General features: G+C 41.6%; 19 protein-coding genes. 4 read left to right on the top strand and 15 right to left on the bottom strand.

Annotated features, from left to right (window positions below):
• Window positions 1–111: 111 nt before the first annotated feature.
• The 7 genes from ACLFKQ_RS19575 to ACLFKQ_RS19545 form a co-directional block, all read right to left on the bottom strand.
• Window positions 112–1,548, bottom strand: a complete 1,437-nt coding sequence (locus ACLFKQ_RS19575) for a cation:proton antiporter (protein WP_449001432.1) — start codon at window positions 1,546–1,548, stop codon at window positions 112–114.
• Entirely contained in the window at window positions 1,545–1,880 is a 336-nt protein-coding gene (locus ACLFKQ_RS19570; RefSeq protein WP_449001431.1) for a cation:proton antiporter subunit C, read from the bottom strand. The genes ACLFKQ_RS19575 and ACLFKQ_RS19570 overlap by 4 nt, the downstream gene beginning before the upstream one ends.
• 45 nt (window positions 1,881–1,925) lie before the next feature.
• Window positions 1,926–2,144: a hypothetical protein gene (locus ACLFKQ_RS19565; RefSeq protein WP_449001430.1), complete on the bottom strand. Its 219-nt coding sequence runs from the start codon at window positions 2,142–2,144 to the stop codon at window positions 1,926–1,928.
• A gap of 136 nt (window positions 2,145–2,280) precedes the next feature.
• Window positions 2,281–3,687 (bottom strand): cation:proton antiporter, encoded by a 1,407-nt coding sequence (locus tag ACLFKQ_RS19560; RefSeq protein WP_449001429.1) that lies wholly within the window; start codon window positions 3,685–3,687, stop codon window positions 2,281–2,283.
• A gap of 163 nt (window positions 3,688–3,850) precedes the next feature.
• Entirely contained in the window at window positions 3,851–5,545 is a 1,695-nt protein-coding gene (gene bicA / locus ACLFKQ_RS19555; protein WP_449001428.1) for a bicarbonate transporter BicA, read from the bottom strand.
• A 648-nt stretch (window positions 5,546–6,193) separates the two neighbouring features.
• Window positions 6,194–6,811, bottom strand: coding sequence for a nucleotidyltransferase family protein (locus ACLFKQ_RS19550; protein ID WP_449001427.1), 618 nt, complete (start codon window positions 6,809–6,811; stop codon window positions 6,194–6,196).
• Window positions 6,795–7,850, bottom strand: coding sequence for an XdhC family protein (locus ACLFKQ_RS19545; RefSeq protein WP_449001426.1), 1,056 nt, complete (start codon window positions 7,848–7,850; stop codon window positions 6,795–6,797). The genes ACLFKQ_RS19550 and ACLFKQ_RS19545 overlap by 17 nt, the downstream gene beginning before the upstream one ends.
• Window positions 7,851–8,229: 379 nt before the next feature.
• On the opposite strand from ACLFKQ_RS19545, the gene sppA reads away from it, so the two are divergent.
• Complete coding sequence (gene sppA, locus ACLFKQ_RS19540; RefSeq protein WP_449001425.1) at window positions 8,230–9,180, top strand: signal peptide peptidase SppA; 951 nt, start codon at window positions 8,230–8,232, stop codon at window positions 9,178–9,180.
• A gap of 3 nt (window positions 9,181–9,183) precedes the next feature.
• Window positions 9,184–9,705, top strand: coding sequence for a Yip1 family protein (locus ACLFKQ_RS19535; RefSeq protein ID WP_449001424.1), 522 nt, complete (start codon window positions 9,184–9,186; stop codon window positions 9,703–9,705).
• A 260-nt stretch (window positions 9,706–9,965) separates the two neighbouring features.
• Here the strand turns inward: ACLFKQ_RS19535 and ACLFKQ_RS19530 are convergent, their stop codons facing one another.
• From ACLFKQ_RS19530 to ACLFKQ_RS19500, 7 genes are all read right to left on the bottom strand, one after another.
• Window positions 9,966–10,784 carry an ABC transporter ATP-binding protein gene (locus tag ACLFKQ_RS19530; RefSeq protein ID WP_449001423.1) on the bottom strand — a complete coding sequence of 273 codons (819 nt, stop codon included), beginning with the start codon at window positions 10,782–10,784 and terminating at the stop codon, window positions 9,966–9,968.
• A gap of 18 nt (window positions 10,785–10,802) precedes the next feature.
• Window positions 10,803–11,594 (bottom strand): ABC transporter permease, encoded by a 792-nt coding sequence (locus tag ACLFKQ_RS19525; RefSeq protein WP_449001556.1) that lies wholly within the window; start codon window positions 11,592–11,594, stop codon window positions 10,803–10,805.
• Window positions 11,595–11,735: 141 nt separating this feature from the next.
• On the bottom strand, window positions 11,736–13,220 hold the full coding sequence (locus ACLFKQ_RS19520; RefSeq protein WP_449001555.1) for an ABC transporter substrate-binding protein: 1,485 nt from the start codon (window positions 13,218–13,220) through the stop codon (window positions 11,736–11,738).
• 624 nt (window positions 13,221–13,844) lie between these two features.
• Window positions 13,845–14,876 (bottom strand): Mrp/NBP35 family ATP-binding protein, encoded by a 1,032-nt coding sequence (locus tag ACLFKQ_RS19515; RefSeq protein WP_449001422.1) that lies wholly within the window; start codon window positions 14,874–14,876, stop codon window positions 13,845–13,847.
• Window positions 14,873–15,841 (bottom strand): HEAT repeat domain-containing protein, encoded by a 969-nt coding sequence (locus ACLFKQ_RS19510; protein WP_449001554.1) that lies wholly within the window; start codon window positions 15,839–15,841, stop codon window positions 14,873–14,875. Before ACLFKQ_RS19510 ends, ACLFKQ_RS19515 begins: the two co-directional genes overlap by 4 nt.
• A gap of 45 nt (window positions 15,842–15,886) precedes the next feature.
• Entirely contained in the window at window positions 15,887–16,114 is a 228-nt protein-coding gene (locus ACLFKQ_RS19505; protein WP_036479668.1) for a 4Fe-4S dicluster domain-containing protein, read from the bottom strand.
• Between the two features lie 130 nt (window positions 16,115–16,244).
• Complete coding sequence (locus ACLFKQ_RS19500) at window positions 16,245–17,954, bottom strand: fumarate reductase/succinate dehydrogenase flavoprotein subunit (protein WP_449001421.1); 1,710 nt, start codon at window positions 17,952–17,954, stop codon at window positions 16,245–16,247.
• A 219-nt stretch (window positions 17,955–18,173) separates the two neighbouring features.
• On the opposite strand from ACLFKQ_RS19500, the gene ACLFKQ_RS19495 reads away from it, so the two are divergent.
• Window positions 18,174–20,111, top strand: coding sequence for a LysR family transcriptional regulator (locus tag ACLFKQ_RS19495; protein WP_449001420.1), 1,938 nt, complete (start codon window positions 18,174–18,176; stop codon window positions 20,109–20,111).
• 49 nt (window positions 20,112–20,160) lie between these two features.
• Here ACLFKQ_RS19495 and ACLFKQ_RS19490 read toward each other — a convergent pair whose 3' ends face one another.
• On the bottom strand, window positions 20,161–21,177 hold the full coding sequence (locus ACLFKQ_RS19490) for a YeiH family protein (protein ID WP_449001419.1): 1,017 nt from the start codon (window positions 21,175–21,177) through the stop codon (window positions 20,161–20,163).
• Window positions 21,178–21,300: 123 nt separating this feature from the next.
• Here ACLFKQ_RS19490 and ACLFKQ_RS19485 point away from each other — a divergent pair, with 123 nt between their 5' ends.
• Window positions 21,301–22,215: a LysR substrate-binding domain-containing protein gene (locus ACLFKQ_RS19485; protein ID WP_449001418.1), complete on the top strand. Its 915-nt coding sequence runs from the start codon at window positions 21,301–21,303 to the stop codon at window positions 22,213–22,215.
• Window positions 22,216–22,292 lie beyond the last annotated feature (77 nt).

Genomic DNA, 22,292 nt, shown 5'->3' with positions numbered 1-22,292 from the left:
ACATAATTTTTAAGAGTAAGTTATATAAGGTATTTAAAGCAAGCCATTAGTTTGCCCTCGGGCTGGTTAACAGCAAAATTATTTAGCTAATTATCAAATTAAAATGTGCGATCACACCTTCACCATCCAGAAAACTAGAATTAACATTACAGCCATAAACCCAATTGAATGCTCCAATTCCTCAAGTACACGGGGTAACTTGAGAACTAACTTGTTAAACACAAAAAGATATGCTAGCCAGCCAATGGCAATTGTCACTAGTGGTTTGACAATATTACTTATGGTATAAGCCTGGTAATAAACACCATTTGCCCCAATCAATCCGCCGAGTAAAATAACCATTGCCCACCAAAATCCCGATTGTACTTTGGATCCTTGGGGGGATTTCCTATGGGGAAGGAAGATAAACTTGGCAAATACAATTGTGGTTCCTAAGGTTGCAATGTTCATCGTAATAACCTGCCAGGGTAATAAATTCTTACTAGTCAATACCTTGGCTCCAAACCCAGACAGCAGCGGAAAGCCAGAGATCGAAAAACTGGCGATCGCTAAAGCAATCCAGATGCGGCTATCTAGGGGCTGATGGTGTAATTCCTTAAAGTTACGACTTGGTAAAATACCAGCAATTAAAAACAGGGCAGATTTGACTAATCCGTGAGTTAGGGCGTAAAAGCCTCCTACCTCTGGCGCGGCGAGGACAAAACCTAACTGAGAAATGGTACTAAATGCTAAAGTCCGCTTGGTATCTTTTTCAAACACGGCATAGCCCACTCCTAAAAGTGCCGTACCGACACCAAAAAACCTCACGATCGGGTTGAGTTCCTCTAATAGCAGGGCACAACGCACTAGGGGAAATACCCCCGCTTTGACAACAACTCCAGAAAGCATTGCCGACACTGGGGATTGTGATTCAGAATGGGTTAAAGGCAACCACAAGCCCGAGACAAAAATACCTCCCTTAACTAAAAGTCCCAAAAAAATCAGGGCAACTGCTTCTGGAGGTGAACCCCGCAAACCAGCAAAATTAAAAGAATGGTGTGCCTGATATACTAGTACTGCCCCCACCAGATAAAATAACATCGCCGTATTGCTGACAAACAGGTAGCGCAATCCCACCCAAATCGAGCGATCGCTGCGAGGATAGGCAATCAGTAGAAACGCGGCAATACTAATTACTTCTAAGGCGACATACAAACTGATAAAATCCGCACAGATAAAAGTAGCATTGACACTGCCGTGCAGAATAATCGTCTGCATATAAAAGAAAGCCGTTTTGCTACTGTTCCAACAATAGATAATTACTGCGGCCGTTACTACGGCATTGGTTAAGATGAAAAAGCTACTCAACTGGTCGATAGCCAAACTAACGCCGAAATTATCTAGTAGCTGTATAGTTAAAGGCGATGGCTCTAAAAATATCTGCAAGGCATAGCCAGCCGAAACCAAAGCCATTGCTACTGCCAGCCAGCGACTGACTCTCGGTAGCAGATAGATAATAAACCCAGTAAAAAAGGGTAATGCCATCCAAGCGATTGTGATCTCGGTCATGGTGTATTATTCTCTTCGATCGCTCTAGTATCTAAAGTGGGATTGTTTTTAGCTAACTTCATTATGCCTACCAGCATCAACGCCTGAATGGAAAAACCAATAACAATCGCTGTCAAGATAACTGCCTGGGGAACGGGATCGGCGTAAGCAACATTATCTTTACCAGCCACAATTGGCGTAAATAAACCATCTCGCGATGCCACCAGCACGTAATAGGCAATAACTCCCGTACTCATGATGTCCATCGAGATAATTTTCATCACCAAATTTTTCTTAAAAATGATGCCAAAAAAACCACATAATACCGTGGCAAAAACACAAGCTTCTAACATTTACTAAGAACTTAATGACTAAAGACTAATGACTAATGACTAATCTCAAATGAGATTTTTGATTATAAACACCATAGGAAAAATTAAAGCGATCCGGAATATAAGTCGCGAAGCAAATTGTAATGCTTTTCTATCGCCATAAGCCATGGATATAGTTGCAGCATTAGTTTTGGTGCGGTCGGGTACGATGAATAGGGCAGATACTGTATAAACAGTAAAACAAAACCAGACCCAAGTATTTTTATCCGATACAAAATAATCCATAATTTTTTTCCTGGCGACGATTAAAGTTAGTTGAGAAATTAGTTAGATTTGGGGCGATAAAGCTTCTGAGAGCCTAATAATACTTAAGACTCTTCAGAATTCGCCCTCAATTTTGAGTTTTAAATTCTTGGAGCGATTAATTTTCTATAGCTAAATCCGGTTTTTCTACCAGTTCTGATTCCTCTTCTTGGAAAGCAAAACGTAATAGAGGAGGAGCAATAAAAGTAGTCAGAATGACCATAATAATAATTGCTGCCTGTAAGGGTTTATCTAAAACGCCACTTGCCGCACCAATACCAGCAAAGACCAAACCCACTTCACCACGAGGAATCATACCAATTCCAATTGCCAAACGGTTGATTTTTTCCTTACCGAAAATCGCCCAACCAGTAATAATCTTACCGATAATAGCGACCGCGATTAAGAAAGTGGCAATAATCAATCCCTGACGATTATCGGCATTAGTAGGATTGAGAACGCTGAGATCGACTTTGGCACCGACAGATACGAAGAAGATGGGAACTAAGATATCTGCAATCGGAATAACTTGTCGGTCTAACTCTTTACGTTTGTCAGTTTCATCTAAAACTAAACCGGCGGCAAAAGCACCTAAAATTGCTTCTAAATGAATGGCATTAGCCAAAAACGCCATCGAGAAGGCAAAGATTAAAGCAGGGATGACTAACTTACCTCTAGTTTGCAATTTCTCTGCGATCGCTACGAAGCTTTTATTAAAAAATTTACCCAAAAAGATCGAACCTACCAAGAAAGCTGTAGCACTAACTATGAGATAAACCAAGTTGAGAACATCGACATCTCCAGTTTTTGCCAGACTAGCTACCACTGCCAAGACAATGATACCGAGAACATCATCGATAACCGCCGCGCCGACAATAATTTGACCTTCTGTCGATTTAAGCTGTCCTAATTCTGAAAGTACCTTGGAAGTAATACCGATACTGGTAGCAGTTAACGCCGCACCTGCAAATACCGCAGGAATAGTTGGCATCCCAAAGATTAAAACTAGTCCTACCGTACCAGCAACAAAAGGAGCGACAACTCCCACAAAAGCAACGATCGCGGCTCTGACACCGACTTCTTTCAGTTCTCTGATATCCGATTCCAAACCGATTTCAAATAAGAGGATAATTACTCCGATTTCGGCTAAGACAGAGATAACTTCACTTTGAGTTGCAAATACCTCTCCAATACTTTCGGGATTCAAACCCGCAATCTGCTGCAAAATAGTAATAACGACTGAATCGCTGGCAACTGCACCCGTTTCGGGAAATACTAGTAGGTGCAATGCCGAAACTCCAACTACTACACCAGCGATTAGTTCGCCTAATACGGGAGGTAAATCGACTAATTTAGAAAGTTCTCCTCCTAACTTGCTCGCCAAGTAGATGAAGACGAGACTGAGTAAAACCCCTGCTAAAACCATCGGCGCAGTTTCAGAACTGGGTGCAGTGGCGACTAATGGAGAAGTAAAGACAAGATCGGGAGCTAACCCTTGAGGAAATATTGATGCTAAATTTATCATGACAATCTTTTTGATGAAAGGACGATTTAAATTTGAGTTCTAATTAATTTGTTGTTTGTTATTAGTCATTTGTCTTCGTCTTTTGTCTTTTGTCCTTTATTCATTTGACCTTTGTTCTTTGTAGTTCTTAACTAATGACTAATGACCAATGACCAATGACTAATTATCCAATTGTTTGAGGAGGAATTGTACTAGGCTCGAAACCTGAAGCGTGTTCGTCAAGGTAATTTGCTGCCTGTCTGAGTGCTGTAATGCGATCGCGAACGATATTGCGAGAGGGAATTTGAGTCATTACGCCTATTTTTCTCAGACGTTTTTCCGCCTGTCCGCTAGCACCGACGATAAATACCTGACGACCTTTTTCTACAGCTTCGGTGATGGCATTTTCTAGAGCTAGGGAAGAAGTAACACCCAAAATCGGTACTTCAGATAAATCTAAAACCAAAGCTTCATAATCATTCATTAAGTTATGTTCGCGAGAAATAGCTTTGGCTACGCCAAAAATCATCGGACCGCTTAGATAGAATAATAGTACGCGACCATTGGCGCTTTCCAGTAGCTGTTTTTCTTCCTCCTTAAGCTCGATTTCTTCATCGTCATAGGTAACCGCTTTAACTTTATCGGCACGATGATTGGAAAGACGTTCGATGGTTAGAACATTAGCGACAAATACTCCAACACCGACAGCCACAATCAAATCGACAAACACCGTCAAAATGATTACCCCATACATAATGAATGCTGCTTTGAGGGATATTTTGTGAGCGCGTTTGAGGAAACCCCAGTCCACGATATCGATACCAACTTTAAGGGCAATGGCAGCTAAAACTGCAAGGGGAATGCCTTCGAGATATTGACTCAGTCCTAAAACTACTACCAGTAAAAGTAGAGCACGGGTCAATCCAGAAAGAGCAGTTCTTCCACCAGTCTGAATGTTAACTACAGTACCCATGGTTGCACCAGCACCAGCAATACCGCCGAATAAACCTGAAGCCAAATTACCCAAACCTTGACCGATTAATTCTTTGTTGGAGTCATGTTCGGTGCGAGTTAAACTATCTGCTACTAAGGAAGTGAGCAAAGCATCGATACAGCCCAACATTGCCAAAACCAGAGCGTCAATAACCATTTCTCTTAATTGAGTGGCACTAAAAGTAGGTAGTTGTAAGCTAGGCCAACCGACTGAGATTTCACCGATACGGCGAATATCTGCATTACCAAAGAAGAATATAGCAATTAGAGTTCCGAGGACTAATGCTAGTAACTGAGGCGGCATATATTTTTTCAACTTGGCAGGATAGAAGAAAAGAATTGCTACAGTTATAGCCGCTAAGAGAGTTTCGAGGGGATTGATGTTGGCAATTAGCGTCGGTAGATTTTGTACCGTACCGACTACCCCACCTTTTGGGCTAGCCTGTCCTAAAAATGGGGCAATTTGCAAAATAATCAGAATTACCCCAATACCCGACATAAAGCCAGAGATAACGGTATAGGGCATCAGAGTGACGTATCGACCGAGTTTTAGAAATCCAAAAATTATTTGGAAAACCCCAGCTAGCATGACTACGGTAAATGCCATTGCCAAACCATTTTCGGGGTTGGCAGCGGTAAGACCGGCAATTACGGCGGTCATAACAACGGTCATTGGACCTGTCGGTTCGGAAATAAGTGTAGGAGTTCCACCAAACAGTGCCGCGAAAAAGCCGACTAAAATCGCGCCCCATAACCCAGAAGAAGCTCCAGCACCAGAGGCAACCCCGAAGGTTAGAGCCATTGGTAAGGCGATAATCGCAGCAGTGATACCACCGAAGATATCGCCTTTGATGTTCCTAAAATGAATCCTATTAGTAATTGACATGGTGACAAACTAAAATGTTATGTTCGGAAATTTTACTATTTTTTAAAATTTTATTGTTGACAAAAGAGAGAAATCTATGCCATGCAAAGGACTAATAGCAATTATTCAACTAGAGAAATATAGATTTGGTAAGCACCCAAAATCAAAATTCCACTGAGCCATTGAAATAAAGAGGGACTAGAAAAATATCCCCAACTTAGAGAAACAAGACCAGCAGAGGCCAAAGCTATGCTATGAACTTCTTCTGCTGTTTTCAGACCAGCCCAAAATGTTATTAACCCCAAGAAAAATAAAATGCAGTATGTCATTAGATTGAACAGGCTAAAAGTCTCTTCAATACAAATCAACTATTGAAGTAAATCTATTATGATTTTTTTATAATTGGTTTGTGTCTATGTAAACATCCTACAGTAAGAATCGAAAAAGGCAAAATTTACAGCTTGAACTTTTTAAATTTCACTATTAAGCAAAGCTTATGAGTCGGATCGTTGTTTGAGTATATGTGAGTATATGTAGGTTTGACAGAGGCTCAAAGCCTGATACTTTTGTAAGCTGAAACCTATATTATTTAATTTCGCTAAAATTCATTTTGTAGATTAGCCTTTTGGCCAAATTCGAGCTGATAAGTTCGGTAGAGCCAAATATTGTCTATTCCAATTCCGAACGACTACTTTTTTGTAACTCTAGTCGATATTCGGCTGGGGTATTGAGATCGATTAAAATTTCTGGAGTCATAAATTTTATTCTATGTAGTTGGCAATAAAATTTATGGATTACCTGACGCAAGCCAAAAGTAGCTTCTTCGATTTTCTCTAGTTCGGGTAATATTTGATGAGAAAACAATATTGGATGACCTAACTTTTCTCGATAACAAGGTATGGTAATTAAAGCTTTTTTACTTCGATAAGCTTGTAATAAAGCCATATAAACATGAGTAGATCGCGGTTGGTCTACCGCAGAGATAGTAATCGTTGAGACTGTTTGGGGAAGAGATTGCAAGCCAGTTAGAATCGAACTAGTTTTACCGCGATCGCCTTGCTGATTGATTACAATTCGACTACCGTGAGGGCAATCTGTTTGAAGATGGGCATTGTGAGTACCGAGGACGATGATTGGCATGAAGCCAGCCTGCAAAAACTCTTCGGCTTGATAACGTAGTAAAGATCTACCGTTATGCCAAGGTAAAGTGGCTTTACAAGTTCCCATGCGGGTAGAATAGCCTGCCGCTAGAATTAGAGCAAAATCTCGATTATAGCGCTCGCCCATGAGACAATTTTCCTAAATGAACTTTTGTAGGGGCGACTTTGTCTTGTATTCGTTCGGCGAGAGATAAACCCGTACCGCCACGACGCACTTTGATTAATTCTCCGCAGATACTAACGGCGATTTCTTCGGGAGTTAGCGCACCGATATCCAAACCGATGGGTGCATAAAAATTTGGTAAATTTGCTAAAGTTATGCCTTGCTGTTGTAGTGTTTGGCAGATCTTGCTAATGCGTTTCTGACTGCCAATCGCGCCGATATACTTATAATCTAGAGAAGATCGTACCAGAGCCTGTAAAGCTTGGAGATCTTGGATGTAGCCTCTAGTTACTAAAGCCACGTAAAGTTCTGAATGGGAGGCAAGTTTGTCTAAAAAAATACTAATCGATGCAGACAATAGGAAGGCTTGAGGAAATCTTTGGGGAGTAATAAGTTCGGGGCGGTCGTCCTGTACGGCGATTTGAAATCCTGCCAAGCTAGCAATTTGAGCTAGAGATACTGCTACATGTCCGGCACCAAAGATCGATAAAATGGGTGGCGGTGCGATCGATTCGATAAACTGACGGTGAGGTGAACTTGCTATTTCACTAAAAAAGTCTCTTTCACGAGCAAAGTCGCGATCGCTAATTAAATAAGGTCGAGTGTATTGAGTAAAAGAGGTAATTAACTTGGCAGATTGTCCCGATTGAAATAATCCCAGAATTTCATCGACTAAAGAAATCGCCCACTCCGACCATTTTTCTAACCATACTCGTACCTTACCGCCACAAATTCCCCGAACATCTTTTCCTGGATTACCAGTTAAATCGATTTCGACGAGTTGCTTTTCTCCTGTTTTTAACACCGTCAGTGCTTGCCGAATTACTTTGTCTTCTCCAGCACCACCCCCAATAGTACCAATGATGCTGCCATCGTCACAAACAGCCATTTTGGCACCAACTTCTCTGGGTGCAGAACCAATAACTTTAACCACGGTTGCTAAGACTACAGGCTCTCGTTTGATGATACTTTTTAGTTGTCGATAAAAGCTTTGGTCATTCATTAGGTTTGGTGGTTAGTGGTTAGTAGTTAAAGGATTTGCAAATAGAGTGGAAAAAATTATAATACCAATTCTCAAAAAATTATCCTTGGTAGTCTTCCGAAGTCGCTAATCGAGTTTTGGAAATACAAATATTAGATTTCTCGTACGAATCGTCGTTAACTACTCTTTTTTAAGATACAACGGGAAGGCGGTAGTAATGATTTCTGCATCACTCATTCATGTAAACATGACATTTTTGTTGGTATTCGATGGCTTTGAATAAGTCTTCGACCCAGTCAGCAATATCCCTCGCCAGACGGATTTTAGCTCCCTCGTTTCAGATTAGAGTTGACTAGACTGCGTCGCCCGACCGACAAAAGTATCAAAAGAGGAAATCTGCGTGCGTTTGGATCGAGTTTTTGCTCTAATATTAATTGTCCTTTGCCTTATTGCCGCTTTGGGCAACTGGCTTGGGGATACTACCCAGTCGCGAGAGGTTACTACTGAGGGAATTAAAATAGGTGCTCGAGCCGAAGTTGCCTTACTAGAAATTTATGGTCTAATTAGTGACCAACCCACTACCACGCCACTGAGCGTGACTAATACTTCTAACTCCAACGCTTTAATCAAAGCGATTCGTCAAGCTCGCCAAGACGGCATCAAAGCAATATTACTCCATATCAACAGTCCTGGAGGCACTCCTGCCGCATCTCAAGCTATTTATCAGGAACTGATGCGAACACGCCAGGAAACAGAAATTAAAATTGTAGCTAGTCTCGGTGATGTTGCTGCTTCCGGTGGCTATTATGTTGCCAGTGCTGCCCATCATATTATGGCAAATCCCGCGACTGTAACTGGTTCGATTGGAGTTATCGTCCGCAGCCAAAATATCTCTCCTCTGCTGGATAAAATCGGCGTTCAAACCAATAATATCCAAAGCGGACAATATAAAGATATTCTTTCTCCCTTTGACGAACTCAGCGAAAGCGAGCGCTCTCTCTTAGAAGGAATCGTGACTCAAACATATCAGCAATTTCTTGATGCCATTGTTGCCAGTAGAAACATCTCTTTAGAAGAGCTTAAACCCCTGGCTGATGGGCGCATCTTTACAGGCGAGCAGGCAAAACAAGTTAACCTAGTAGATTCTTTGGGTAATTCCTACGATGCTCTCCAAAAAGCAGCAGAGTTAGCCAATATTACCAGAGAACCAAGGGTTCGTAACTATACATCTCCCGATTGGCGGGAATCTTTAGGTATTTTCTTGTCCTCATCTTGGCAGCAGTTACTTTCTGATTCTCAATCAGCCCAACTGATTCGCTGGAGTAGAAATCAATTAAATTTGATGGAGTAGATCGTGCTTGATTCAGTTTACGCCGCATTTTTTCGTCCAGGCGAAATTAGATTTCCTACGCGAGCGGCAATTGCGATCGGATTGCTAGTCGTTTTGGTGCTGGCATTGAATGCCGCAGGTAAGACTAACTCAGACCTAGGTAGCATTATTGGCTTTGTCCTACTGTTTCTCTTTGCCGGAGTACTAGGCTGGTATTGGCTGGCAGCTTCAGTCAACTTAATCGCTCAGTTGCTGGGGGGTCAAGGAGATGGACGGACAACCTTGGAAGGGATAGCTCGCGGTCTTTGGCCGTTACTATTTACAGGACCAGCACTTGCTGCTGCTAACTGGTCTATCATCTTGGGGCAATTGTTTTCCTTGGCAGTCACTCTGGGAGTTTTCATCACACTTATTATTGCCATCCGTCACATTCATAGGTTGAGTTGGCTAAAGGCGAGTCTCTGTTTGGTTATCACCCTGATTTTATCGGGGTTGGCGCTATCGGGACTGTTCTTGTGGCCTCTGATGATTATCTTGGGAACTTGAAGTTGAGAAATACTTAACTTTGTAAAATCACTTTATCATTCTTGAATTAAATTCAAGCTGGAAAGCAGTTTAGACAGTATTTAGGGGGATTATTGGGGGAAAGTGAGCGAAAAAATGTGTCTCAAATGGCTAAAAACTATGTTCTGATTTACATTCAGGACATTGCATGACTACTTCTTCACAAATTCATATCTCAATTATGCAACGCCGTTTTTTGTTCCGTTGCTATCGGATCGCCCTTTAGGTAATCGCTGTCGTGATTATTCCATACTTTTTAGAGTCTCTTCGCGAATAACTTCAAATACTTGACGATTAAGTCGAGTAAATTCTGGGGTCATAGTGTCATCAATATGACGCGGACGTTTGAAGTCTATTAAAATATCTTCTTTAATATGTCCTGGATTTACGCCTAGAATCAAAATGCGATCGCCTAGAAAAACCGCCTCTTCAATATCGTGAGTCACAAAAATAACGGTAGTTCTTAAATCGCTCCAAATCTCCATTAACAGTTCCTGCATCATATGTCGCGTCTGTGCATCTAGCGCGCCAAACGGTTCGTCCATTAATAAAACCGAAGGAGAATTAACTAAGGCTCTTATAATACTGGCTCGCTGCTTCATTCCTCCCGAAAGTTGGTGGGGATAACAATGACGATGCTTGTACAAACCGACTCGATTGAGATATTCATCGACCAACTCGCGTCGCTGTTTTTTAGCAACACCTTTAATCCGCAAGCCAAATTCGACATTTTGTGCGGTAGTCTTCCAAGGAAGCAACGAATACTGCTGAAAGACAAAACCACGATCGGCTCCTGGTTTGCTGACAGTTCGCTTGTCTACAAAAATATAGCCCGTGGTAGGACGAATAAATCCCGCGATCGCATTGAGTAAAGTTGACTTGCCACAACCAGAGGGACCGAGCAAACAAACAAACGAACCAGGTTCGACTTGAAAATTGAGATTATCTAATACTTTTATAGTACGACGGTGTACGCCAAATGAAACCGATAAGCCTTCTACTTCAACAAATCCTTTGGTTAATTGTGCCGTAGTTGGCGTTTTTACTGCGATATCTTGCATGTCTTTGTTCCTAATTCCTCAACGATCTTGTTTGTTAATCTGTCTCCAAGGCATCAGCGCGGCGGTCAAACGACTTACTGCCCAAGAACTAAAAGCACCCATCAAACCAATTAACAACATTCCCATGACAATTGGTGGATAGTTAGAGGTAACATAAGATTCCCAGGTTATATAGCCCACGCCATAACGTCCTGCCAGAATTTCTGCCGTTACCAAACAAAACCAAGCATTACCCATCCCGATAACCAAACCACTGGCAATGCTGGGCAATGCTCCAGGAATAATGATATCTAAAAAGGTATGTCGGGGTTTTGCCCCCAAGCACTGACCGACGCGAATTAAGACCGTGTCGTTAAGGGTACCTTCTACTCCTTTAATAGTGCTAATTAGAACGGGAAAAAAGCCGCCAATAAAGGTGATAAAAATCATTCCAGCTTCGGCTGTGGGAAACATTAAAATAGCCAGAGGAATCCAAGCCACTGCAGGAATTGGTCGCAACAATTCCAAGGGCGGCGATAAAAAGTCGTCGGCTTTTTGAAACGTACCGATAAAAATCCCTAGAATAATACCCAAACATGAAGCGATCGCATAACCGATTAGCACCCTAGTAATACTGGACTGAAAATGAACCCAGGGATCGCTAGTAAAAAATTTCCAGGTAGCTGCGACCACTTCTATAGGTGAAGGTAAAAAGTCAAAATTGATAATGAAATTAAACTGTATTTGGCATAAAAACTGCCAAAGTCCAAAAAAGATAACCAAAGATAGAATACGTCGCCCCAATTTATGGGAGCTAGTGCCTTCAAACATTTGGGCGATTAGCTGACGACAACTTTGAAGCAAAGGGGTTCTAGTAAATTTAGTCGAGCTAGCCATCGAATAGCCTTTGAATTGTGATTAATAGAAAATAGCAAAATATTCCAGCGAAAGTCGATCGCAGCCAAGAGCAAATTATTCGCTACTGGCAGCACCGACTAATGCAGGTGGAGTTTTCCGAGCTAAAGTTTGCTGTAGCTCTTTAAATGCCGTTACCTGACCGCCAGAGGAAGCCGCAAACTGGTCGGCATCTTGTTTGAGCAAGAAAGCCGAAATTTCCTTACCATCGTTGACATAGTAAGAATTTTCGGCAAATAGCTTCCAGCCATTTTTGCGATCGTGTACAAACATGACATCAGCGGCTTTACCCTCTTCTTGTAACTGTCCTAGCATTTTCATCATGTTGCCAATTGAAGCAAAATTAGTCACAGTTGGTTCATCTTGAATCCATAACTGAGCCGCCATGTTGGGATCTTTTATTGGTTCACCCGTCAGGGCATCTTTACCCTTAATTTTGTAGCTTTCGGCTGTTTCAATTACCTGCTGGTAATCGAGTTCCATTTCCTCCATCGCGGTTTTTAAATAGCTTTCGTCAACCCATTCGGGTACCTTTTCTGGATCTACTTCTCCTTCTACTTTGCCCAATTCGGTCAAAGTAGTAATACTGTTTTTAAGCGCGTCTAAATGAACCTGGCGAATTGTCGGATCGAGAGGCTGTAAGCCAGAAGGACCGAGAAACATATAAACTACTTCTTTTTCAATTCCCGACCATTCTTCAATTTTGGCTGAGATCTCTTCGGGCTTTTCTCTAAAGGTTTGGTTAGCTTCTAACACGGCTTCGAGATAAGCTACTACCAGTTCTGGATATTTTTTAGCAAAGTCCGAACGGACGACAATACCATGTAAAGTCGGTACGCCTGTTTGCGCTCCATCATAAATTTTTTTGGCAAAGCCTCGGAAGGGAAATAGTTCGCCAAAAGGTACAAAATCAGCATGAGCATCAATTTGACCGGTACGCAGGCTCGTGCCACCTACTTCGGGAGCTTGTGAAATTAACTGAACATCTGTTTCGGGATCGACTCCATTATCTTTCAAAGCTTTTAGAACCATGCCATGAGCTGCCGAACCAAAAGGAACCGATACCGATTTGCCTTTGAGCTGCGCTAAAGAAGTCACTTCGCTATCTTTGGGAACGACTACCGCATTACCCGCACCGTTGGGACTGTAAGCTAGGGTACCGATATAGGTGGATTCAACCTCGTCTCCTGCTTGGCGAAACTTAATTAAATTAATGGCTGCGGGAAAGTCACCCATCAGACCAATATCAATTTGATCTGCCAGCATTTTGTTAGTAATAGGTGGTCCCGATGTATAGCTCGACCACTGAATGTCGTACTTAACATTGGCATATTTACCAGTATGAGGTAAATGCTTTTCCAATAGTTCTAATTCTCTGACTGTAGCTCCGCCTACGGCAGTATTAATTACTTGATCTTGCGTACCAATAGAAATCCGAATTGTTTCTTGGTTACCAGAGCTAGTGGATACATCTGCTGTTTCTGATTCTGATGTTGAAGACTCTGCTGAAGGACTATTACCAGCACATCCATTAGCTAACATTGTGATGCCAAAAAATAGGAAAGTAATAACTACCTTCTTTTTCCAGGAGCGATACTTTAGAGTAACCATAAGTGTTTTTTCTATTTATTTTTTAACAACTTCATTTAATATTTGTTAGTTAGTATATTTTGTGATCGAAGATACATAATATTAGAGCAATTATAAATAAATTTACTGGAATGATATATTTTTTTTATTGATTTATCAAAAAAAATCTAATGCTTATATGGAGATTTAAAACTGATAAATTAATTGCAAAATAATAATTCTTAATATAATTGAGAATTACTATTTTTTAATTAAATTTCCTTTAGTTACAAGTATGTCGAGCGTTCAATTATTTAAAAAAAATCAATACCGATAAATAGTAAAATTAAACGAAGCGTTTTGTTTTTAAGATTCAACAAATAAAAATTATTAATACAAAATACAAAAAAAGCATAATTACATCATGAAAAAGGGAAGCAGAAGATCGAGCTACCTATTACCTATTACTTTAAAAAACAGCTTTATCTGTGGCAAACATATAATTATTTCATATAATATATAGTCTCTCAAGAACATGAGAGACTACTTTATATAATTTCCGATCGCCTTAAATTTTTGCCCTCGCTTGTCCTCTTTTCAGACTTTTGCCAGAGATTTAGTTGTCTGATTCAAGGGTATTTTAAAAGTGTGACCGAGAGCGAGCGCAATTCGATCGAACATTCGAGTAGCTAAAGAATCGGGTTGACTGACGCTAATGGGAGTTCCCTTATCGCCACCGCTACAGATACTGGGTTCGAGAGGAATTTGTCCGAGCAATGGTGCCGATAATTCTCTGGCAATTTGTTCGCCGCCACCGCTACCAAAAATCGGCGTGCGTTTTCCCGTTGCATCTTCTAGATAACTCATATTCTCGACGATACCTAAAACGGGAATGCCTACCTGACGAAACATATAAATTCCCCTGCGCACGTCAGATAGAGCTACTTTTTGAGGAGTCGTTACCATTACTACACCGCAGATAGGACTTTCTTGCACGATGGTAATTTGAGCGTCTCCCGTACCTGGAGGTAGATCGATTAACAGGTAGTCCAATTCACCCCATTCTACATCGTTAAGAAACTGAGTAATAAGTTTGTGCAGTACGGGACCGCGCCAAGCAAGAGGACGTTCTGGTTCGACGAGCGAGCCTACAGAAATTACTTTGATTCCATGAGCTTCTAAGGGAATAAATTTTTGTCCGTGTGGAGTATCGCTCGCCCGAACCCCTGAGTGTTTTAAGCCCAACATTTGCGGGATATTAGGACCGTAGACATCGGCATCGAGTAAGCCAACTTTAGCCCCAGACTGGCTTAGTGCCATTGCTAAATTGACTGAGGTGGTAGATTTGCCTACCCCTCCTTTGCCACTCGAAATTGCTAGGGTAATTTTTACTCTAGCAATAGTACAAACCTCGATATAGGCTTTTTTGCACCACTCAAGCGGAGACAAGGCAGCCTGCACTTTATCTTTGAGATCGGATTGATGAGAACCTAAATACAGCTTGAGATAAATATAATCTTCTACCACTCTTAGATTGCGTATCATGCCCAAACTCACTAGGTCGTTATTGAGATTGGGTTCGATAATTTGTTTGAGTAGTTGAATAGTTTCTCTTTCTTTTTCCTTCATGATGCAACGCCCTGTTGTTTGCAAATTTTATCGATCGCTCGTTGTGAGAAGATCCGCACGTCGGCATCGGGGTCGTCTAAGGTTTGCTGAAGAGCATTTAAGACATCGGTATTACCTATATTGCCCAGCGCGATCGCCGCATCGCGACGGATATCGGAGTATTCATCGGTAAGACATTTGATTAAAGCGGGGATAACGCTTTCGTCGGCAACTACTTGTAGAGTTCGAGTCGCAAACTTGCGTACTTGCCAACGATCGTCTGTTAGAGCTTTGCATAAAGACGAGACCGAACTAGCAGCTTCGTGTAAAGCTAGGGATTGAGCCGCTCTACGACGTACTTGCCAGTCGGGATCTTGGGTTAAAGCTTGACAGAGTAACTCAACTGCCGACTCATCTTTAAGATAACCCAAGGTTAGAGCAGCTTCCCGACGTACCTTGGGGGCTTTGTCGTTCATTAAAGCTAAAGCAGGTGGACAGTTTTCTACTTGATTAAGATAGCGCAGGGTAGTAATAGCTGCTTCTCGTAGTTCTTCTCTTTCCGATTCAAAAAACGGCAATACATAAGGTAACGCTTGCGCGTCGTGAATCTTCCGCAGCAAAATCAACACGTTTAGCTGCATATAAAAATTCTCTTCTTGTATCGCATCGAGCAACATCAACAGATCGGCAGGGGCAATTAATTCTTTTAATGCCGATAATGCTTCCTCTCTAACTTCTACTTCTGGCGATCGCAAACAAGCCATCAATGGCTTTACAGCCTGGGGATTATTTAGTTCCCAAATACCGATAATGGCAAGTTTCTGAACCGTGGCATCTTCATCTTGTAAAGCCTGAATTAAAGGCGCGATCGCCCCTTCGTCTCCAATATGTTGCAAGGTCTTGACTGCTACCAAACGATCTTCTACTTCTGGAGACTGAAGCATTTCCACCCAAGGTTTTAATTCGTCATCGATATTGTCATACATGAACATAATCCTAATTCTTATTGTGGTTAAAACTAAATTCCCTCTTTATCTCAGTAAAAAAGGAATTTGTACCGTAATTGCATTGGTCGGACATTCTTTTTCGCAAGGCAAACAAAACCAACATTCGTCATATTTCATGTATGCTTTGCCCGTTTCGGGATTTTTTGCTAAGACATCTAAAGGACAAACTTCAATGCAGGCACGGCATTTTTCCAAACATTTAGATTCATCAACTATTACAGGAACATCAGCTCGTTGAGTAGTTAAAGCCATATTTTTTTATATTTTGTGTTTTGCTAGTGGCAAACAGGTGTTTGCGCAATGAATGATGGTTGCGTTATTGGTAGCTCTATAGGTGCGTAGATAATCTGCGATCGCACCAAATTATTAGCGAGCGACTTCTCTAAGCTGTAGTCACTTTTACGTCATAGACTTCTTTCTCTAAATTGACATCGACAATATAAGGTTCGACAGGACGCTTAAAGAGAGTCATGCTGTCAGCTTCTTTCTTGAGATTGACGTGACAAAACCACTCGTCATTGTTTTTCTCTGGATAATCGATGCGGTAATGATACAGTCCCCAACGGCTTTCTCTACGATAGAGAGAAGCTCTAGCTGCCATTTCCGCACAGTCGCGAATAAAATGAACTTCCATACAGCGCATGAGTTCGTGAGGATCTCTCGCGCCCATTATGTTTAGAGAGTCGTAGTAGTTAACGAATTTATTTAAGCCAATGTTCATTCTGTGAGGATTTTTTGGCGGTTGTAAATAGTCATTGACGATGCGGCGCAGTTTGTATTCAACTTGAGTATGAGGGACACCATCGGGATTTTGTAGGGGTTTATAAATGCGCTCTTTTTCTGCTGCCAACCAATCGGCATCAGGTTCTAAATGTTCTACATCTGCTACGTATTTCATCGCATTGGTGCCAGCAAGACGACCGAAGACAAAAGCTCCAATCATATAGTTGTGAGGAACGGAAGCCATATCTCCCGCAGCATACAATCCTGCTACAGTAGTTTCGGCTTTTTCATTGACCCAGACTCCCGAAGCACTGTGTCCGCTACACAAGCCGATTTCAGAAATGTGCATTTCTACCCCGTGAGTACGGTAGTTTTCTCCTCTGTTTTGATGAAATCTCTCTCGACTGGGACGCTCGTTCGACCACAAGATGGTTTCAATTTCGGCGATGGTATCTTCATCTAAATGGGTCATTTTCAGTTGGATCGGACCTTTGCCAGAGTGTAACTCTTTCCAAATTTCTAGCATCATTTGTCCGCTCCAGTAGTCACAATTGACAAAGCGATGTCCTTCAGCATTCGCCGTGTATGCTCCAAAAGGACTGGCAACGTAGGCACAAGCAGGACCATTGTAATCTTTGATCAGGGGATTGATTTGAAAACATTCAATGTTAGTTAATTCTGCGCCTGCATGATACGCCATCGAATAGCCGTCACCAGCATTAGTTGGGTTTTCATAAGTGCCGTATAGATAGCCTGATTCTGGTAGTCCCAATCTGCCGCAAGCTCCTGTACTGAGAACCACTGCCTTAGCTTGAATGACTACAAAATCGCCATTGCGAACATCAAAACCCACTGCTCCAATGGCTCTACCATCTCTAACCACGATCCGTGTAGCCATGACGCGATTGGTAACTTTGGCTTTGTGTCGTTTGACCTGACGGGCGAGAATTTTTTTGAGGTCTTTGCCCTCTGGCATTGGCAGTACGTATTTACCGACGCGGTGAACTTGTTTGAGATCGTAGTTACCATAGGTGTCTTTTTGAAATTTGACTCCCCAACTATCTAATTCTTTGATAACTTCGTAGCCTAAATTTCCCGTCTGATAGACTGCTTTTTGATTGAGGATTCCGTCATTGGCGATGGTAATTTCGCGGACGTACTGTTCGGGTGTAGAGTTACCTGGAATGACGGCAGTATTAACTCCATCCATACCCATGGCAATGGCACCACTACGACGAATATTGGCTTTTTCTAAAATTAGTACTTCGGCTTCGGGGTTGGCTTGTTTGGCTTTAATCGCTGCCATTGTCCCTGCCGTACCTCCGCCGATTATCAGAACGTCTGTCTTGAGATTCTGGGTGTTCGTCATGTACTGTTCTCCGTTTGAAAGTGAGGTTTGATAAAGACAAATAGAGTAGAGATGCAAAAAGCCCGACAAAACTAGGTAGATTAGATTTTGCTGAAGTTTTTTGTTATTTGCCAATATGAAATTTGAAATTCCTTGTTTAAATTTTGCCTTATTTACATCGAATCATTTATCAAACTTTGATATCGATCTATAAATTTTTTTGATGAGTAATTTATTAAAATGGAAATATATCAATTAAAAGTTTTTTTAGAAGTTGCTCGCTGTTTGAGTTTTACCGAGGCTGCCGAAGTTTTGAATCTAACTCAACCGGCAGTTAGTGCCAAAATTAAATCTTTAGAAGCAGAATTGAAAGCTCCTTTGTTCGATCGCCAAGGTAGACAAATACAGCTTACTGAAATTGGCAGTTACTTAATTAAAGAAGGAAAAAAGTTAGTCGAATTAGAAACTGAAATTGCCAACAAAATAGAAAATTTCAAACAGCAAAAAACATCACATTTGACCATTGGTAGCTCTCATAGTCTAGCTAACTGCTGGCTACCTCAATTTATCTATCAATATCGACAAAAATATCCTCATATTAAAACTCAATTAAAGTTGTTTGGCGATAGCAAATTACTATATCAAGCTGTTAGCCGAGGTATTATCGATCTCAGTTTTTCCGAAACTCAATTTATCGATTGTCCTGAAATTTGGCAGCAGGAAATCGCTCTCATTCAATATAGTTTATTAGTTGCATCCAGTCATCCTCTAGCTAAAAAAAATTGGCTTACTCTTACCGAGATTAAACAAAAACCCTTGGTATTATTAAGCGATCGCTTTGCCAGCCGTCAAGTTTTTGAATCTCGACTTGCAGAATTGGGTTTAAAACTAGCAGATTTTACTTACCTAGAAATTGTAGATACGATTGGTTTGATGCGAACCTATCTCACTCAAGGCAATTATCTAGGATTTGCTTCCGATCTAGAATTTCAAGCGGAGTTAGATTCGCAAACTTTAACTGCGATTACTCTGCAAGAATTTGCTCTAGAAGCAGAGATATATGCATCTTTGTCACAACAGAGCAAAAGCTATCGAGACAATCCCGCTAGTAAATTTCTGTCTTTACTTTCTACTCAGATAACCCCAAAAAATAAGCTCGAGTGTTCCTTGTCGGTTCCCAAAATGAGAACGCCAGTTTATGCTAAGCGCAGACAATCTCAAGAAACTATTGCGATCGAGCTTGGCGTTCAAAACTTTACAATTCCCACCGTTACGGCGGGGTTAATCGTGCAGCGTTTGGGATTACTCGAACACTTTTTACCTCGTACTGGACGCTTCAGTCAGGTCAAATACGAGCTTAACTGGCATAATTTCTCTCTGGGAACGCCAATTGTCAAAGGCTTACATTCGAGAAAATTAGATATCGGCATCTTAGGAGACTATCCCCTACTTGAGAGTGCGACTCAAGGCAATAACGAGCAATTTGAACCTACACTTTTAGTTAGCTTTGTTTCTATCGCTCCCGACGGCGAAGGCAGTGCGGTTATCGTTCCTCAAAAGTCTAAGCTCGAAACTATTGAAGATTTACAGGGACAAACCGTGGCACTTCCTTTTGGTTCTTCCGCTCATGGAATGTTACTCAGAACCCTTTACAATCTCAATTTACTCTCGGAAGTACAGCTTTTTCCCCTGAAAAATTCTCAGATCGAAGCACCATTAGAGTCAGAAATAGCGGCAGGATATGCTTATTTTTCGCCATTTCACCAACTAGCAAGCGTTCGCGGTAATTTTAAATACTTGTATAACGAAAATAACAGCGGTTTACCAGGTTTTTATGGTGTCGTAGTGCGACAATCTTTTGCCGAGGCATATCCCGAAATAATAGTTGGTTATCTCAAAGCTTTGATGGCTGCTCAATACTGGTTAGCCAATACCCCTTCTGCGTTTTTATTAATAAGCCGGTGGACGAAAATCAAGCCGCAAATTCTCGGAAGTATTCTCAGTCCTACACAAACCAAAGCTTCGAGTCTGTTTGTAACAGATTGGCAAATCCGGCAAGATTGGCTAGAAAGTCATATCGCTCAACTTAAATCGATTCCTACAGTCAAACATTTGGGGAAAATTTGCTTAAATCACTGGATCGAGCCAGAATTTCTGCAAACAGCAAGACAAAACTGAGGAGCAAATAAGGTTGTTTTTTTGGTGGCGAGCGCTCAACATAAGGTGTTTAGTGAATCATCCACCAAATAAAGCCAAGTGAACTGATACTCATCATAATCCACAGCACCATCCCTTGTGCGATCGCTTGCCAACCCACAACTTTCAATGCCCGTATCGATAGCCCCGTTCCAATTAAAAATAGCGTTAGCTTTAATCCAGCTTCTGAGAACTGCGTTAAGATAGGCGACCAGTTTGCGACATTGGGTACGAGCGATCGCATGAGAGATGCTAGTAAAAATAGACCGATAAACCAGGGGATTTGAATAGTAGGGGCTTTGTGTGATTCTGTTGCCCGTCGGCTCTGAAATATAAACGAAAAGAAGAGCGAAATCGGTACAATCCAAAGTGTACGAGATAGTTTGACTGCCGTTGCCGTGTCTAACGCTGTCGTCCCGAAATGCGATGCCGCACCCACAACGCTAGAAATGTCGTGAATCGCGATGCCTGCCCAAGTACCAAATTGCTCTGGCGTTAAGTGTAAGAGGTGTCCTAGCATTGGAAAAATGTATAGTGCAGCAGCATTGAGGAGAAAAATTGTGCCTATTGCCAGCGAAATTTCTTGTTCTGCCGCACCAATAACTGAAGCAACTGCTGCGATCGCCGAACCGCCACAAATCGCAGTTCCCACGGAAATTAATACCGATGTTTTCGCGGGAATCTTTAACCACTTACCGAACCACTGTCCTAGCAACAATGACATTCCAATGCCAATTGCCGCAAACAAAGCACCTTTTCGCCCCACTTGTAGCACGACCGCTAAATCCATGCCAAAACCAAGCAGGATGACGCAGATTTGTAAAAGCTGTCGAGCCATCCAGCGACTGGTGCGCTGAAACGGATTTTGAATTGTCAATGCAGTTCCCATTCCCAATGTCAGAGCTATGGGTGGCGAAATCCAGGTTGTTAGAGAAAAACTTGCAATACTTAGAAATAACGCTTGTTGAAATGTAAACTGCAGTGTTATAGAACGCTGTAGTATGTCCTGGATCGCTAAAGAAAGTTTTGATTCTTGTGAAGTCTTCATAATCTGTAGCATCGTAAGGGATCGACTTCACCGTAAAAAGTTTTATTCATTGAAGCAAACGGTCTTTTCTGTCAATTCAATCGGTAAAATCGATTAATAGTTCTCCCCTAATGTGGTTAGACAATGACAGGTATAACAATAGATCGACTCCGAATCTTTCTTGCTGCGGCAGAGCAGATGCATTTTACCTGTGCTGCTGAAGTACTCTATATGACCCAATCCTCTGTCAGTTCGGCAATCCAGAATTTAGAGGAACACTACGGATTGAAGCTATTCGATCGCATTGGTCGCCATATTGAGATCACCGCAGCAGGTAGATTACTAAAAATTGAGGCGCAAAAGATTTTAGAGCAGGTCAATTTAACCGAACGCGGCTTGCGGGAACTGAATAACTTACAAAGAGGTGAACTGAAATTAGGCGCGAGCCTTACCATTGGCAACTATTGGCTTCCCAATAAAATTAGCGAATTTAAGCGTCAGTATCCTGGTATTGAAATTTACTGTACATTGGGGAATACCGCAGAAATTATTACGGGAACGGTCGATGGACAATTCGATCTGGGCTTTGTTGAAGGAAAAGTAAATTCCTCGGCGCTCGAGGCTCTAGATATAGAAACCATTGGTAGCGATCGCCTTCTTATTGTTGTCGGTCAATCTCATCCTTGGTTTTCAACTGCACGAGTTTCTCTAACAGCACTGACTCAAACCCCATGGGTGATGCGCGAACCTGGCTCGGGAACCAGATCGGTATTCGAGCAGGTTCTAAGAGAATGGGGAATCGATCCTAGAGACTTGAATGTCGTTCTGGCAATGAGTAGTGGTGAAATGGTTAAGGCTGTTGTTGAAGACGGTGTTGGCGTAACAGCAATTTCTAAACTAATGATTCAAAAAGAATTGCAGCTAAACAGACTTCGTTCAGTTCAAATTGAAGACTTAGAAGCATCCACTCAAATTACTCGTTCTTTTTTTCAGCTAAAACATCGCCAGCGATTTCAAACTCTTATTTCTCAAGCGTTTACACAGTTATTAATTTATTAGTCGCTCCTGGAAATAAACTAACGAAACTACTAAATGGCGATCGCTTTAAACATAGATACTTGAGAGCTATAAAACAC

It is taken from the genome of Myxosarcina sp. GI1(2024) (genome assembly GCF_053543375.1).
This window is presented reverse-complemented; position numbering and strand designations above follow the sequence as displayed.

Excerpts from the sequence above, each read along its gene's own strand:
- ACLFKQ_RS19575 (WP_449001432.1), bottom strand. The coding sequence starts at position 1,548 with ATGACCGAGATCACAATCGCTTGGATGGCATTACCCTTTTTTACTGGG.
- ACLFKQ_RS19570 (WP_449001431.1), bottom strand. The coding sequence starts at position 1,880 with ATGTTAGAAGCTTGTGTTTTTGCCACGGTATTATGTGGTTTTTTTGGC.
- ACLFKQ_RS19565 (WP_449001430.1), bottom strand. The coding sequence starts at position 2,144 with ATGGATTATTTTGTATCGGATAAAAATACTTGGGTCTGGTTTTGTTTT.
- ACLFKQ_RS19560 (WP_449001429.1), bottom strand. The coding sequence starts at position 3,687 with ATGATAAATTTAGCATCAATATTTCCTCAAGGGTTAGCTCCCGATCTT.
- bicA (WP_449001428.1), bottom strand. The coding sequence starts at position 5,545 with ATGTCAATTACTAATAGGATTCATTTTAGGAACATCAAAGGCGATATC.
- ACLFKQ_RS19550 (WP_449001427.1), bottom strand. The coding sequence starts at position 6,811 with ATGGGCGAGCGCTATAATCGAGATTTTGCTCTAATTCTAGCGGCAGGC.
- ACLFKQ_RS19545 (WP_449001426.1), bottom strand. The coding sequence starts at position 7,850 with ATGAATGACCAAAGCTTTTATCGACAACTAAAAAGTATCATCAAACGA.
- ACLFKQ_RS19530 (WP_449001423.1), bottom strand. The coding sequence starts at position 10,784 with ATGCAAGATATCGCAGTAAAAACGCCAACTACGGCACAATTAACCAAA.
- ACLFKQ_RS19525 (WP_449001556.1), bottom strand. The coding sequence starts at position 11,594 with ATGTTTGAAGGCACTAGCTCCCATAAATTGGGGCGACGTATTCTATCT.
- ACLFKQ_RS19520 (WP_449001555.1), bottom strand. The coding sequence starts at position 13,220 with ATGTTAGCTAATGGATGTGCTGGTAATAGTCCTTCAGCAGAGTCTTCA.
- ACLFKQ_RS19515 (WP_449001422.1), bottom strand. The coding sequence starts at position 14,876 with ATGAAGGAAAAAGAAAGAGAAACTATTCAACTACTCAAACAAATTATC.
- ACLFKQ_RS19510 (WP_449001554.1), bottom strand. The coding sequence starts at position 15,841 with ATGTATGACAATATCGATGACGAATTAAAACCTTGGGTGGAAATGCTT.
- ACLFKQ_RS19505 (WP_036479668.1), bottom strand. The coding sequence starts at position 16,114 with ATGGCTTTAACTACTCAACGAGCTGATGTTCCTGTAATAGTTGATGAA.
- ACLFKQ_RS19500 (WP_449001421.1), bottom strand. The coding sequence starts at position 17,954 with ATGACGAACACCCAGAATCTCAAGACAGACGTTCTGATAATCGGCGGA.
- ACLFKQ_RS19495 (WP_449001420.1), top strand. The coding sequence starts at position 18,174 with ATGGAAATATATCAATTAAAAGTTTTTTTAGAAGTTGCTCGCTGTTTG.
- ACLFKQ_RS19490 (WP_449001419.1), bottom strand. The coding sequence starts at position 21,177 with ATGAAGACTTCACAAGAATCAAAACTTTCTTTAGCGATCCAGGACATA.
- ACLFKQ_RS19485 (WP_449001418.1), top strand. The coding sequence starts at position 21,301 with ATGACAGGTATAACAATAGATCGACTCCGAATCTTTCTTGCTGCGGCA.